This window comes from Mesorhizobium sp. M1A.F.Ca.IN.020.04.1.1 (genome assembly GCF_003997315.1).
Taxonomy (GTDB): domain Bacteria; phylum Pseudomonadota; class Alphaproteobacteria; order Rhizobiales; family Rhizobiaceae; genus Mesorhizobium.
In genome coordinates this window covers 1-14,872 of record NZ_RZSN01000148.1, presented here as the reverse complement: position 1 = coordinate 14,872, position 14,872 = coordinate 1, and the positions used below count along the sequence as shown (strand labels likewise).

The following is a 14,872-nucleotide window of genomic DNA, read 5'->3' as shown; positions in this document are numbered from 1 at the left end:
ACCTACAGCCCATTCCTGCCGATCTCGCCGAAAAGCGGCCGCGTGCTCTACGTGCCGATGAAGCAGGTCGACGCCAAGGCCGGCACCATCACCTTCGACGACGAAGGCAGCGAGACCACGCTGCCGGTCACCGGCGGCCATGTGAAGCTGCAGTGGAAGCCGGATTTCGGCATGCGCTGGGCAGCGCTCGGCGTCGATTTCGAAATGTTCGGCAAGGACCACCAGACCAACGCGGCAATCTACGACCGCATCTGCAACATCCTCGGCGGCCGCGCGCCGGAGCATTTCGTCTACGAGCTGTTCCTCGACGAGAACGGCCAGAAGATCTCGAAGTCGAAGGGCAATGGGCTCACCATCGACGAATGGCTGACCTATGCGCCCACCGAGAGCCTCGGCCTCTACATGTACCAGCGGCCGCGGCAGGCCAAGAAGCTTTATTTCGACGTTATCCCGAAGGCGGTCGACGAATATTACGCATTCCTGTCCGCCTATCCGCGCCAGGAGTGGAAGGAGCGGCTCGGCAACCCGGTCTGGCACATGCATGACGGCAATCCGCCGGCCATCGACCTGCCGGTCCCGTTCGCGCTGCTGCTCAATCTGGTCAGCGCCTCCAACGCGCATGACAAGGCGGTGCTGTGGGGTTTCATCTCGCGCCACGCGTCCGGGGTGACGCCGGAGACGCACCCCGAGCTCGACCGGCTGACAGGGTATGCCATCCGCTATTTCGACGACTTCGTGAAGCCGACCAAGGTCTATCGCGCCGCCGACGAGGTTGAGCGCGAGGCGCTGGCGAAGCTTTCGGAAGCGCTCGGCGCGCTGCCGCAGGGCGCGGACGGCGAGGCGATCCAGAACGCGGCGCTCAACGTCGCGCGGCGGATCGAGCGCTATCAGGACCATTCCAAGCAGAGCCCGGAAGGCGGACCCGGCGTGTCGGTCGCCTTCTTCCAGATGATCTATCAGGTGCTGATCGGACAGGAACGGGGGCCGCGTTTCGGCTCTTTCGCGGCGCTCTACGGCATTACGGAGACGCGCGCGCTCATTGAGCGGGCCCTGGCTGGTCAGCTGGCTGCGTAACGTCGCCATCTTCCGCCGGCAGGATGGAACTCGGCGCGGCGGGCGCCGGGCCGGTGGCGGCCGGCAATGCCGGCAGGCCGCCGAGATTCGGAGCGGCGCCGAAAATGCCTTTTCTCGCCGCGCGCGCCTTGTCGCCCGCCTCGACATAGGGGCCGCCTGGCGCCGCGCGGGCCCAGCCGTTTTCCACCAGCCACAGACCGACATCCTTGTTGCCGACCCAGCACTTGACCGCGATGGCCTTCTGCCCGTCTTGCGGCGGCACCGAGCAGACCAGGGTCCGGCCACGCAGGAAAGCGCGGAATGCCGTCCTGGCGCGAACCCCGCAGTCCCATGACTTGCCTTCGTCGCTGCAGGTCTCGTCCTCTTTGACGATGTCGATGCCCGACACGGCGATGGAATAATCCTTGGCCTTGATCAGGCCGGCGGCGGTGGCGACGGGCTGGAGCAACTTGGTGCCCTCCTCGCCATCCGGCAGTTTCGTTTTCCGCGGCCTGGGCGGACCGGCCAGCGCCAGATCGCTGAGCGGCGCGCGCGGCTCGACCCGTTCCAGTTCCTCGGCAGGCACTTCGGGTGGCGCCACCACGTCGGGATCGATTGCCCGCGAATGCGCCACCGGCTTCGGCGGCTGCGGCGCGGCAGGCGCCAGAATGGCGGACGTCGCCGGTTCCGCAGTTAACGGTTCCCGAGGCGCCACATCGGCGTCTTGCCCCGGAAGTGCACTGGCCGGATCGATCTGATCGACCGCGACGACGCTTTCGCTGCCCTTCAGCGAGTGGCCTCCGGCGACGACCAGCGCCGCCATTGCCGGAACCGCCGCAAGCGCCAGGGCAAGATGGAGGACCCGCACCAGCCCGGACCTACTGGCTTGCCCAGACGATCCGCGCCACCCACTCGACCTCGCTCATCGGGATATCGCGGTCCGGGTGAGCGGGGTTGAGCGAGACCAGCACGACCGACTTCGCGGTCTGCCGGTCGAGCACCTTGGCCATCACCTCGCCGGCGGTGGTCTTGACGACGACGCGGTCGCCCTTGCGCGTCGGCGCGCCCGGCTCGACGATCAGCACGTCGCCATTGCGGTAGAGCGGCAGCATGGAATCGCCCTGGACCTTCAGCGCATAGGAGGTTTCCGCCGCCCGCGCCGGAAGCTCGACCAGATCCCAGCCCTGCCCTGAGGGATAGCCGGCATCGTCGAAGAAACCGCCGGCACCGGCCTGGGCGAAGCCAAGCAGCGGCACGGCCATACGCGGCGGCGGCGCGGCGGAGGCACCGTGACCCTCAACCAGCACGGTGAATTCTTCCAGCGAGGCGCCGGTGGCCTCGATGATCTTGGCCAGCGATTCGGTCGAAGGCCAGCGCGGCCGGCCGTCGGAGGACAGGCGCTTGGATTTGTTGAAGGCGGTCGAATCGAGGCCCGCGCGGCGGGCGAGACCGGAAGCCGAGAGCGAATAGCGTTCGGCAAGAGCATCGATTGCGGCCCAGACGCGATCGTGTGAGAGCAAGTCCGCTCTCCTTCGAAAAACAGGAAAAAATGCCTCACTGCTGTCTAACGCGCGACCATTCAATTGTCCACCGGCGCGAACAGCGGATTGCAGAGAAAGTCGCCGCTTCCGCAAGATTGACGGGCTCGATCCTGAGCCGGCGCCGGCACCGACCATGTCGCCGCGTGCGCGATGCATCGTTCGACCCCGGCCGAAACGTCTCGGTGCGCAAGCTTGGTAGGGTGCGGTCCTCGAATTACGAAGGACTGCTCATGTTGCCGAACCACCAATCCATCGCCCCATCCGTTCTGTATTTTGGGACGCCTGTCGTCCTGATGGTTACCCGAAACGATGACGGCCGCGTGGGCCTTGGGTTCATGCGTGGTCCTCGGCTTGAGTTCGGCGACCCAGGGCGCCATCAATCTTCTGCGGGATGGCGAATGCACCCTCAATTTTCCCGCGGCCAGCCTCTGGGCGAATGTCGAACGGATCGCGCGCACCACGGGTGCGAATCCGTTCCACCCCATAAGGCCGAATTGGGGTTCGTTCATGAGGCCGACAAGTTCGCTTTAGGCGGTTTTGCGATCCAGCCCAGCGAATTGATCCTGACGCCGCGCATCGCAGAATGTCCCCTGCGTTCGAAACACGCCTGCTGACCTGCCATCGCAGCGCGAAGCAGCAAGGCGCATCCTCGACGCACCTCATCATGGAGGTAGACGTGCAGCGAGTACATGCGCACAGCAGCATCGTCTTGCCGGGAACGAACCACATCGACACTGCGCGATGGAATCCGCTGTTCTATGTGTTCCGGCACTATTTTGGCGACGCGGTCGATCTGGGCAAAACCTTCCGGGCCGAACATTGAACGCTTGCTCGATCAGGCCCGCTTGGCCTCTTCGCGCAGGTTCCGGTGCGAGATCATGAATGCCCGCTCGGGCTCGGTCGGCGGGCGCGGTTCCGCCGAATGGCCGAGCGCCGCGACGACCTCCTCAATTTCGAGAAAGCGGCCACCGCGCCGGTCATAGACGCCGCCGGTGGTCAGGATCAGCGCCGCCGTCTCCCCATCGTCGAGGACGAAGCGGTGCTTGCCGATCACCGAAGTGCCTTCCCAGGTCTCGATCGACGACACCACCTCGAAGCGGCTCCACAGCCTGATCTCGCGCACATAGGCCGATTGCAGCCCGCCGATCATCGGCGCCCAGCCGTTCCGCCGCGCGAGCGCGACAAGACCGACGCGAAGAAAAACATCGATACGGCCAAGATCGGCCAGCATCATGTAACGGGCATTGTTGAGATGGCTGTTGAAATCGATGTCGGTCGGCAGGCAGCGAAAGGCCAGCCGGCTCTGATCGCCGATTTGATAAGGGCCACGGCTACGCGCCGTGGCCATCATGCGCGCGAGGCGCCCCCAGACATTTATCGGAGTTCGTCAGGCGGCCTTCTTGACCTCGCCCTTCTGGTAAGGGTCGAAGCGCTGGTAGAAAGTCTCGCCCTTCTCGGCCATGTCGAGCAAAAGCTTGGGCGCCTTGAACTCGGCCCCGTATTTCTTCTGCAGGCCCTTGGCGATCTTGACGAAACGCTTGGCGCCGATGCCGTCGATGTAGGAGAGCGCGCCGCCGGTGAACGGCGCGAAGCCGAAGGCGAGGATCGAGCCGACGTCCGCCTCGCGCGGATCGGTGACGATGCCCTCCTCCATGACGCGCACTGCCTCCAGGGCGATGGTGACCAGCAGGCGCTCTTTGAGCTCCTCGTAGTCGACCTTCTCGGGCTTCAGCTGCGGATAGAGATCCTTGAGACCCGGCCACAGCTTCTTCTTCGCCGGCTTGGCAGGATAGTCGTAGAAGCCCTTGCCGTTCTTGCGGCCGAAGCGGCCATGCGTGTCGACCATGGTGTTGATCAGCGCCATCTGCTTCGGGTCGACGGCTTTCTCGCCTAGATCCTTGATGGTCTGCTTCATGATCTTCTGGGCAAGGTCGATCGCCGTCTCGTCGGTCAGCGCCAGCGGGCCGACCGGCATGCCCGCGGCCTTGGCGGCGTTCTCGATCATCGCCGCAGGGACGCCTTCGATCAGCATCTTGTAGGCTTCCGACATATAGCGCAGCACGCAGCCATTGACGTAGAAGCCGCGCGTGTCGTTGACGACGATCGGCGTCTTCTTGATGGCGCGTACGAAGTCGATCGCGACGGCGAGCGCCTTGTCGCCGGTCTTCTTGCCGAGGATGATCTCGACCAGCATCATCTTGTCGACGGGCGAGAAGAAGTGGATGCCGATGAAGTTTTTCGGCCGCGCCGAGTTCTTCGCCAGCGAGGTGATCGGGATGGTCGAAGTGTTCGAGGCAAAGATCGCCGAGGACTTCAGCGCCGCTTCCGCTTTCTCGGTGGCGAGCTTCTTCACGCCTGAATCCTCAAACACCGCCTCGACGACAAGGTCGCAGCCGGCAAGGTCGGCATAGTCGGCCGTCGGCGTGATCAGCGACAGCAACTTGTCTTTCTCTTCGGGCTTGGCGCGGTCCTTCTTCACCTGGTCCGAAATCAGGCCGTCGGAATGCGCCTTGCCCTTCTCGGCCGACTCCATGTCGCGGTCGAGCAGCACGACCGGAATGCCGGCCCTGGCCGTGACATAGGCAATGCCGGCGCCCATGAAGCCGGCGCCGAGTATGCCGATCTTCTTGAACTTGCTGTCCGGCACGCCGGTCGGGCGGCGCGCGCCCTTGTTCAGTTCCTGCAGCGACACGAAAAGCGAGCGGATCATCGCCGCCGCTTCCTTGGTCTGCATGATCTCGGTGAAGTAGCGCTGCTCGATCCGGAGCCCGGTGTCGAAGGGCACCAGCAGGCCCTCATAGACGCATTTCAGGATCGCGGCGGCCGCCGGATAGTTGCCAAAGGTCTCGCGGCGCAGGATGGCGATGGCCGGCGGCCAGAGATTGGCGCCGGCCGCCGAATAGATCGGACCGCCGGGCAGCTTGAAACCCTTTTCGTCCCATGGCGCCACCGGCTTCAGGCCGTTTTTGATCATCGCCTTGGCGGTCTCGAGAAGCTTCTTCGGCTCGGCGATCTCGTGGATCAAGCCCATCGACTTCGCCTTTTGCGGCGTCAGATTCTGGCCGGTCGTCAGCATCTGCAGCGCCTGCTGCTGATCCGTCAGCCGCGGCACGCGCTGGGTGCCGCCGGCGCCCGGGAAGATGCCGATCTTCACCTCGGGGAGCGCCATCTTCACCTTGTCGGAATCGGCCGCGACGCGGCCATGGCAGGCGAGCGACATCTCGAAGGCGCCGCCCATGCAGGTGCCGTTGATCGCCGATACCCACGGCTTGCCGCAGGTCTCGATCTTGCGGAACAGGCCGGTCATATAGCCGGCATTGTCGAACAGCGCCTTGGTCGCCTTTTCGAGGTCCTTCTCCTTTTCGACGGCGAAGGTGGCGAGCATCTTCTGCAGCATGGTGATGTCGGCACCGCCGGAGAAGCTGTCCTTGCCGGAGGTGATGACCGCGCCTTTGATGGCGGCGTCGTCGGCCACACGATCGACGATGGCGTTGAGCTCGCGCATCGCCTCTTCGGTGAAGACGTTCATCGAGCGGCCCGGCATGTCCCAGGTGACCAGCGCGATCCCGTCGGCGTCCACGTCGAGGGTGAAATTGGTGTAGCTCATCTTTTCTCTCCCCGTCAGACGCGTTCGATGATGGTGGCGGTGCCCATGCCGGCGCCGATGCAGAGCGTGACCAGCGCGGTGTTCAGGTCCCGGCGCTCCAGCTCGTCCAGCACCGTGCCGAAGATCATCGCGCCGGTGGCGCCGAGCGGATGGCCCATGGCGATCGCGCCGCCATTGACGTTGATCTGGTCATGCGGGATGTCGAAGGCCTGCATATAGCGCAGCACAACGGAAGCGAAGGCCTCGTTGAGCTCGAACAGGTCGATGTCCGACAGCTTCATCTTGGCACGCTTCAAGAGCTTTTCGGTGACGTCGACCGGGCCGGTCAGCATCAGCACCGGCTCGGAACCGATATTGGCGAACGAGCGGATGCGCGCGCGGGGCTTCAAGCCCATGGCCTTGCCGGCCTTCTTGGAGCCGAGCAGTACAGCAGCGGCGCCGTCGACGATGCCGGATGAGTTGCCGGCATGGTGGACGTGGTTCACTTCCTCGACTTCCGGATGCTTCTGCACGGCCACCGCATCGAAGCCGCCCATCTCGCCCGGCATGACGAAGGACGGATTGAGCGAGGCGAGCGACTGCATGTCGGTCGAAGGCCGCATGTGCTCGTCACGGTCGAGGATGGTGAGGCCGTTCTGGTCCTTGATCGGGACCACCGAATTCTTGAAGCGGCCGTCCTCCCACGCCTTGGCGGCGCGCTTCTGGCTCTCGACGGCGTAAGCGTCGACGTCGTCGCGGCTGAACCCGTATTTCGTCGCGATCAGGTCGGCCGAGATGCCCTGCGGCACGAACCAGCCGGGAAGCCCGACGGAGGGGTCCATGAACCAGGCGCCGCCGGACATGCCCATGCCGACACGCGACATGGATTCTACGCCCCCGGCAATGACGATCTCGTCCGCGCCTTGCGCGATCTTGGCGGCGCCGAAATTGATGGCATCGAGTCCGGAAGCGCAGAAGCGCGATATCTGCATGCCGGGCGCCTTGGTGTCGTAGCCGGCCTCGAAGGCGGCGGCGCGCGGAATGACCGAGCCCGCTTCGCCGACCGGATCGACGCAGCCGAAGATGATGTCGTCGACCGTGCCGGTGTCGAGCGCGTTGCGGTCACGCAGCGCCTCAAGCGTCTTTGCCGCGAGCCGCACCGCCGGCACCTCGTGCAGCGAGCCATCCTTCTTGCCTCTGCCGCGCGGCGTGCGCACGGCGTCATAGACGTAAGCTTCGGCCATTTTCGTGCTCCTTGGATTTGCCGGTCGCTGCGCTCAGAGAGAGCGCCCGATCAGCAATTTCATGATCTCGTTGGTGCCGCCGTAGATGCGCTGGACGCGGGCGTCGCGGAACATGCGGGCGATCGGATATTCGTTCATGTAGCCATAGCCGCCATGCAGTTGAAGGCATTCGTCGACGACTTTGCCCTGCAGGTCGGACAGCCAGTATTTGGCCATAGAGGCGGTGACCGGGTCGAGGCCGCCGTCGATGTGGCGGGCGACGCAGTCGTTGTAGAAGACGCGGCCGATCGTGGCCTCGGTCTTCAGCTCGGCCAGCTTGAACTGGGTGTTCTGGAAATCGATGATCGCCTTGCCGAAGGCCTTGCGCTCCTTGACGTAGTCGATGGTCAGCGCCAGCGCCCGCTCGATCATGGCGATCGCGCCGGTGCCGATCTGCAGCCGCTCCTGCGGCAATTGCTGCATCAGCTGGACGAAGCCCTTGCCTTCCTCATGGCCGAGCAGGTTGGAGGTCGGCACGCGCACGTCGTTGAAGAACAGCTCGGAGGTGTCGTTGGCCTTGAGCCCTATTTTGTCGAGGTTGCGACCGCGTTCGAAGCCCTCGACCTCGTCGGTCTCGACGACGATCAGCGAGGTGCCCTTGGCGCCCTTGTCCGGATCGGTCTTGGTGACGACGATGATCAGGTTGGCAAGCTGGCCGTTGGTGATGAAGGTCTTGGAGCCGTTGAGCTTGTAGTGATTGCCGTCCTTCTCGGCACGGGTCTTGACGCCCTGAAGGTCGGAGCCGGCGCCGGGCTCGGTCATAGCGATGGCGCCGATCAGCTCCCCGGTCGCCAGTTTCGGCAGCCATTTTTCTTTCTGCTCCTCGGAGCCGTAATGCAGGATGTATGGCGCGACGATCGAGTTGTGCAGGCCGATGCCGAAGCCGTCGACCCCGACGTGGCCGATAGCCTCGATGATGGCGCTCTCATGCGCGAAGGTGCCGCCGGAGCCGCCATATTTCTCCGGCATAGAGGCGCAGAGCAGGCCGGCGGCGCCCGCCTTCAGCCAGCTCTCGCGGTCGAAAATCTCGTTCTTCTCGAACTCTTCGTAGCGCGGCGCGATCTCCTCCGACATGAAGCGGCTCGCCATCTCGTAGAGCATGCCGACTTCGTCCGCCGCCCAGGCGGGCTTCGGCAGGCCAAGAACTTCGGCTGGATTTGTCATGCTGTTTCCTCCACTGCGCCGGCGTCCCCCTCCCCTCAAGGGGAGGGGGACGCCGAGCATTTCTAGAACGCTTCCGCCGGCAGCGCCATTAACGTATCCGCGCCACTGGAAATGCGGGCGAGGCGCGTCGCGCTCTCCGGCATGATCCGCTCCATGAAGAAGCGCGCCGTCACCAGCTTGTTGTCGTAGAACGACGCGGCCCCATTGGCACCTTCGGCGAGCTTCGTTTGGGCGGCCTTGGCCATCTGGCCCCACATGTAGCCCAATGCCACCAGGCCGAAGAGATGCATGTAGTCGGTCGAGGCGGCGCCCGCATTGTCGGGCTTGGCCATGGCATTCTGCACCAGCCACATGGTCGCCGCCTGCAGGTCGTTGAGGCCCTTCTTCAGCGCCTTGGTGAAGGGCGCCATCTTGTCGTCAGCGCGGTTTTCCTCGCAGAATTCGCCGACCTCCTTGAAGAAGGCCTGCACGGCGCGGCCGCCATTCTGCGCCAGCTTGCGGCCGACCAGATCAAGCGCCTGAATGCCATTGGCGCCTTCATAGATCATGGCGATGCGGGCATCGCGGACGAACTGGCTCATGCCGTGTTCTTCGATGTAGCCGTGGCCGCCGAACACCTGCTGCGCCATCACGGCGTGATCGAAGCCCTTGTCAGTCAGCACGCCCTTGACCACCGGCGTCATCAGACCGGTGTAGTCGTCGGCCGACTGGCGGTCCCTGTCGTCACCGGAGCGGTGCGCGACGTCCGACTTGATCGCCGTCCACAGCGCCAGCGCTCGGCCGCCCTCGTTGAACGCCTTCATGGTCATCAGCGAGCGGCGGATATCGGGATGGACGATGATCGGGTCGGCCTTCTTGTCCGCCGCCTTGATGCCCGACAGCGACCGCCCCTGGAGGCGGTCCTTGGCGTAAGCCACCGCGTTCTGATAGGCGATCTCCGAGACCGAGAGCCCTTGCAGGCCAACGCCCAGGCGGGCCTCGTTCATCATCGTGAACATGGCTTTCAGGCCGCCGTTCAACTCGCCGAGCAAAGTGCCTTCGGCCTCGTCATAGTTCATGACGCAGGTCGAGTTGCCGTGGATGCCCATCTTCTCCTCGATCGAGCCGCAGGAGAGCGCGTTGCGCGCGCTGACATTGCCCGAGCCGTCGAGCTTGAACTTCGGCACGATGAACAGCGAGATGCCCTTGACGCCTTCCGGCGCCCCCTCGACGCGGGCCAGCACCAGATGGACGATGTTGTCGGCCATGTCGTGCTCGCCGGCGGAGATGAATATCTTCTGGCCGGAAATCCTGTAGGTGCCGTCGCCATTGGGCACCGCCTTGGTGCGCAGCAGGCCGAGATCGGTGCCGCAGTGCGGCTCGGTCAGATTCATGGTGCCGGTCCAGGCGCCCTCGATCAGCCTGGGCAACCAGGTGGCCTTCTGCTCGTCCGTGCCATGGGTGACAATGGCCGCGATCGCGCCCTGCGTGAGGCCGGGATACATCATCAGCGCCATATTGGCGGACACCATGTATTCGGAGACCGCGGTGTGGACCGTATAGGGCAGACCCTGGCCGCCGAACTCGGCGGGTGCCGCTAGGCCCATCCAGCCGCCCTCGCGATACTGGTTGAAAGCGTCCTTGAAGCCCTTGGGCGTGGTCACCGTACCGTCGTCATGGCGCACGCAGCCTTCCATGTCGCCGACCCGGTTCAGCGGATGCATGACGTTTTCGGCGAGCTTGGCGCCTTCGGCAAGGATCGCCTCGACGACGTCCGGCGTGGCGTCCGAGAAGCCCGGAAGATTAGAATAGCGCTGGTAGCCGAGCACGTCGTTGAGCACGAACAGCGTGTCCTGGACGGGCGCCCTGTAGATCGTCATGCCTTCCTCCACCCTTGCGGTCCCGGCCGGCCAGCAAGTTTCCGATCCGGATGTGGATGGGAGGCCGAGCCAATGTCGATGCCCCCGATAGCAAATATTGACGTTTGCGTAAACGTCAACTTCGTCGCAGCCCGAAATTTTTGATTAGCGCTCGCTCCAAGGCAACAAAAAAGCCGCGCGGCTGCAGCCACGCGGCTTTCTCTATCCTAGGCTATGCCGTTAGCGTGAGATCAGCCGGCGGCGCTTGCCTGCGGCGCGGCCCGCTCGGCCAGCATCTGGCGAACGATCGCCATCGAATTGCTCAGGTCGCTGATAGCCTCATCGATCAGCGCGCGCTGCTTCTGCAAGCGGGCAAGCTGCTTCTCGGACTTGTCGAGCGCCAGCCGCAACTGCTTGGTGTTGGATCCGGTCGGATCGTAAAGATCCATCATCTGCTTGACGTCCCGCAGCGAGAAACCGACCTTGCGGCCGAGCAGGATCAGCTTCAGCCGGGCCTTGTCGCGGCGCGTGTAGAGACGGGTCGAGCCGTCGCGCTTCGGATTGAGCAGGCCCTTGTCCTCGTAGAATCGCAGCGTGCGCAAGGTCACGCCGTACTTCTTGGCCATCTCGCCGATACGGACGAATTCTTCGTCGGTCTCGACCGATATGTGATTGCTATTGGCCGCGGCTTCGCCGGGCGAAACAAGTTTCATGGTCACTGGCTTTCCCCTGATGGCGTCGCGGTCACGGACCAAAACGTCGCCTGAGTGGAAGCGGGGGCGTGCTTCCAATCGTGGTTTCGACAATTCAATCGCAAGAGGCACGGCTTCGCACCTTTTACGTTTACGTCAATTCTATACCGACAGCCGGCACCTGACGCAAGGGCGTTGTCGGAAACACTCCTTTATGCCGCACTCGGATGCCATTGGGGCGGGCGGGTCAGGATTATGCGCCACTTCTTAAGCTTGGTTAACGCCTTGTTTACCACGTTGGGCGAAATGTGCGCATGTCGGTCACCCGTGTTTATCCTGTAGCGAATTTTTCACGGTTTTCGAAGCGTGGGTGAGAAACCCGGGAAGCCCGTCTTCCTCCGCAGCAAAACCGCGCGGACGCCTTCGTTCCCGGCAGACTCTGGGAAACCGGTCTCAGCCGGTCATTCTGAACACGGGCGCATCGATGAACAGCAAGCGGTCCTATCTCGATACACTCAACGCCGGTAGGCAGCGCCGGTCGCAGACCTCGCTGGAGGATCTGAGCCGCTCGCTCGAAACGCTGGAGCAGCGGCTGGAGCGGACGCGCAGCGACACGCCCGAGCGCCCCGATCCGCGGCGGCCGGCCCCCGAGCCGCGCTATGCGGCCGCGCAACCTTATGGTTCGCCCCGCTGGTACGAGGAACCCTACACCACGCAGAGGGACCAAAATCGCGGACCGCAAAACCGCGGGTCGCAGAACCCGGCGGCCGCAGCTTCCGACTTCGGCCCCAATTATCAGGCCATTGCCCGCGACATCGACCGGGTGCGCGGACAGGAAGATGGCGTCGCGATGGTTGGCAAGATCGCGGTCGAATTGCGCGGACTGCGCGAGGAGTTGCGCCATCAGATGACCGCCGGCCTGCAGCGCGAATTCGACGCGCTGCGTCAGGATATCGATCGCGCCATGCAGGCGGCGAGCCAGCATGGTGCCCCCGCCGACAAGAACAGCGCCGAGCTCGGCCTCGAGTTCGAACGGCTTTCCGGCGCCATCCACACGCTTGCCGAAAAAAGCGACGATCGCAGCGTCAACCTGCTGCGGCTGGAGTTGGAGCAGGTCAAGGCGGCGCTCGACACGCTGGCGCGCGAGGAAAGCGTGCGGGCCGTCGACCAAAGCGTGCAGGCCGTCGACCGCCGCTGGGACGATTTCGATCGCCGCTGGAGCGCCTTCGAGGATCGCGTCGACGCCGACCAGCGCCAGCGCGCCGAGGGTCCCAACCTTTCGGCGCTGACCGACCGCCTCGAACAGATCAGCAGCGCGGTCAACAACCTGCCGCAATCGCTGTCGCTCGCCTCGCTGGAGGAAAAGGTGCGCACCCTCGCCGGAGCGGTCGACCGTTTCGCCAGCCAGCAAACGATGCGCGGCGGCGAGACGCTTGCCATGATCGACGAGCGGCTGGACGAGATCTCGCGCGCCATCGTCGCCTCGACGGTGGCCGCGCAGGCCAATGCCTTCGATCCGGAAACCTTCGGGCGAATCGAGAAACGGATCGCCTCGCTGGCGGAGCAGATCGAGGAGGTCGCGCAGTCGCGTCCCGGCGCCGAGGTCATCGACCGCCTCAACCTTCTGTCCAGCCGTGTGGACGAGCTCGCCGGGCGCGCCCATCTGCCGGAGCAGGCGATGGAGCGTCTCGGCAAGCAGATTGCTTTGATCACCGACAAGATAGACCGCGCGCCGGCGATGCCCGACGCCGACCACATCTTCCAGGGCCTGGAGCAGCGCTTCGACGCGCTGTCCACGCTCCTCGAGCGCCGCCAGGGTGATGCCATCGAGCAGAGCAACCTGCTGTTCCGCGAACTCGAGCGGCGGCTGGACGAAGTCGCCGACAGGCTCGACCAGCGCATGCGGCAGGACGACGGCGCTGGCATCATGGAGGCGATCGACGCCCGCTTCACCGCGCTTGCCAAGCGCATCGAGACGCGCGCGCCCGATCCCGCCAACGAGATGGCGATCCGTGGCCTGGAAAGCCGGCTCGAGGACATCTCCAGCCGGCTGGAATCCTCCGCCGCGCAGGTCGCCGGCATTGATCCGGCACTGATCCGCAGCCTTGAGTCGCAGGTGACCGCCCTTTCGGCGCATCTTTCGAAGCCGAGCGCACCGCTTCCCGATTTCGAGGACATCAGCCCTCGCCTCGACGAGATCGAGAAGTCGCTGGCCGGCACGCGCGATTCCATCCTCACCGTCGCGCGCGAGGCTGCGGAGAACGCCGTGCGGTCCCTGGGCGAATCGAGTTCCGGCACGGCTGCTTCCAACGCAGCCGCCGTGAGCGGGCTCGCGCAGGACCTGAAGACGCTCGAAGCGCTCACCCGCCGTTCCGACGAGCGCAATTCGCGCACGTTCGAGGCGATCCACGACACGCTGCTCAAGATCGTCGACCGGCTCGGCTCGCTGGAGGCCGAAGGTCCCAGTGAAGCGGTCAGCGAACTGATCGACCCGCAGCCGGGCGGCAAGCGGGCCGCCCGCACCGGCAAGATCGCCGTCCAGGACGCGCCGTCGATGGATATCGACCAGCCGCTGCCACTGACCGGAGACATCGCCGATCTCGATGCGCGCGCCGCCTCCATCCTGCGTCACGATCCGGTTTCGCGAAACGAGCCGGCTGCACCGGGCGAACCTGTTACGCGTAGCGAACCTGTTACGCGTGGCGAATCTGTTACGCGTGGCGAACCTGTAATGCGCGGCGAAGCTGCCGCTCGAACGCCCGCCGAGGCCGCGGCCGCCGCCGCAATGGCTGCGCTCGGATCGGACGAAATTGGCGAGAAGGCTGAGACCACCGGCCGCAAGAAGTCGATGTTCAGCGGACTGGCGCGTGCCTTCAAGGGCAAGAAGAACGAGGACACGCCGCCGCTTGCCGGCTCGGCACCGGCCGGCGACGTTCCGACCGTCGACATCGACGAACCGCTCGATCCGAGAGCCGCCAACCGGCCGCTCGAACCTGGTTCCGGCGCGCCGGACCTCAACGCCATCATGAAGCGCGTGCGCGACGAGCGCGGCGGTCAGCCGGCCAAGCGCAGCGAGACAGATGCCGCCAAATCCGATTTCATCGCGGCCGCCCGCCGCGCGGCGCAGGCCGCCGCCGCGGAAGCCGACGCGCTGAAGCGGCAGTCGACGATGACCGGCCCGGTGAAGGCGCTCAGAATCGGCGATCTGCTCAAGGCGCGGCGGAAGCCCATCCTGATGGCGGCGGCCGCGATCATGATGGCACTGGCCGGCCTGCAGCTCGGCAAGGCCTTCTTCTCCGACCCCGCGCCGGTCGCCAGCAACGACGTCGCGCCGATGGTCTCCACCCAATCGGTCGAAACCGCCTCGCTCGATGTCATCACACCCAAGCCCGACACGGGCACTGCGAAGCCCGAGAGCGCGCCGACGCGTGCCGTCAGGCAGGCCGAGCCGTCGAAGGACGATCCAACGCCACAGGCCGCCTTTCAGCCATCCGCACCCGAAATACCCGCGGCCGCGGCGCCAGCCGAACCGGCGCCTGCTCCGGCGACTCCGTCCGCGCCAGCCCGGCCCGCGCCGATGGCTTCGGCGACACCGTCGGAGCCAGTCTCTCCGGCTGCGAACGGGCCTGCCATGGACACGGACGGCGACGCGCAACCCACCATCGGCCCGCCGCCGGCGAGCACAGCAATGCCCGGTGCCGCCGCAGCCGGTGCT

Annotated in this window: 11 protein-coding genes; 3 read left to right on the top strand and 8 right to left on the bottom strand. The window is 65.0% G+C overall.

Going from position 1 to position 14,872, the window contains the following annotated elements:
• A partial coding sequence (locus EOA49_RS24265; protein WP_164749273.1) for a lysine--tRNA ligase occupies positions 1 to 1,074 on the top strand: 1,074 nt, incomplete at its 5' end.
• On the opposite strand, the gene EOA49_RS24260 is transcribed toward EOA49_RS24265, so the two are convergent.
• Positions 1,037 to 1,921 (bottom strand): thermonuclease family protein, encoded by an 885-nt coding sequence (locus tag EOA49_RS24260; RefSeq protein ID WP_245460778.1) that lies wholly within the window; start codon positions 1,919 to 1,921, stop codon positions 1,037 to 1,039. The genes EOA49_RS24265 and EOA49_RS24260 overlap by 38 nt on opposite strands.
• A 10-nt stretch (positions 1,922 to 1,931) precedes the next feature.
• The gene (locus tag EOA49_RS24255; protein WP_067322695.1) at positions 1,932 to 2,573 is read right to left on the bottom strand and encodes a helix-turn-helix transcriptional regulator; all 642 of its coding nucleotides are present in this window, start codon (positions 2,571 to 2,573) and stop codon (positions 1,932 to 1,934) included.
• 604 nt (positions 2,574 to 3,177) lie between these two features.
• Here EOA49_RS24255 and EOA49_RS33630 point away from each other — a divergent pair.
• Complete coding sequence (locus EOA49_RS33630) at positions 3,178 to 3,417, top strand: hypothetical protein (protein WP_245460777.1); 240 nt, start codon at positions 3,178 to 3,180, stop codon at positions 3,415 to 3,417.
• Between the two features lie 12 nt (positions 3,418 to 3,429).
• Here EOA49_RS33630 and EOA49_RS24245 read toward each other — a convergent pair whose 3' ends face one another.
• The 6 genes from EOA49_RS24245 to EOA49_RS24220 form a co-directional block, all read right to left on the bottom strand.
• Complete coding sequence (locus tag EOA49_RS24245; protein ID WP_127241888.1) at positions 3,430 to 3,972, bottom strand: thioesterase family protein; 543 nt, start codon at positions 3,970 to 3,972, stop codon at positions 3,430 to 3,432.
• A gap of 9 nt (positions 3,973 to 3,981) precedes the next feature.
• A complete protein-coding gene (locus EOA49_RS24240) occupies positions 3,982 to 6,201 on the bottom strand; it encodes a 3-hydroxyacyl-CoA dehydrogenase NAD-binding domain-containing protein (RefSeq protein ID WP_127241889.1) in 2,220 nt (739 codons plus the stop codon).
• A 14-nt stretch (positions 6,202 to 6,215) separates the two neighbouring features.
• On the bottom strand, positions 6,216 to 7,424 hold the full coding sequence (locus tag EOA49_RS24235; protein WP_095829202.1) for an acetyl-CoA C-acetyltransferase: 1,209 nt from the start codon (positions 7,422 to 7,424) through the stop codon (positions 6,216 to 6,218).
• Between the two features lie 33 nt (positions 7,425 to 7,457).
• Positions 7,458 to 8,627: an acyl-CoA dehydrogenase family protein gene (locus tag EOA49_RS24230; protein ID WP_127243395.1), complete on the bottom strand. Its 1,170-nt coding sequence runs from the start codon at positions 8,625 to 8,627 to the stop codon at positions 7,458 to 7,460.
• Between the two features lie 62 nt (positions 8,628 to 8,689).
• A complete protein-coding gene (locus EOA49_RS24225) occupies positions 8,690 to 10,486 on the bottom strand; it encodes an acyl-CoA dehydrogenase (protein ID WP_127241212.1) in 1,797 nt (598 codons plus the stop codon).
• 230 nt (positions 10,487 to 10,716) lie between these two features.
• Positions 10,717 to 11,178, bottom strand: coding sequence for a MerR family DNA-binding transcriptional regulator (locus EOA49_RS24220; RefSeq protein ID WP_082980529.1), 462 nt, complete (start codon positions 11,176 to 11,178; stop codon positions 10,717 to 10,719).
• Positions 11,179 to 11,641: 463 nt separating this feature from the next.
• On the opposite strand from EOA49_RS24220, the gene EOA49_RS24215 reads away from it, so the two are divergent.
• A partial coding sequence (locus EOA49_RS24215) for a peptidoglycan-binding protein (protein WP_127243394.1) occupies positions 11,642 to 14,872 on the top strand: 3,231 nt, incomplete at its 3' end.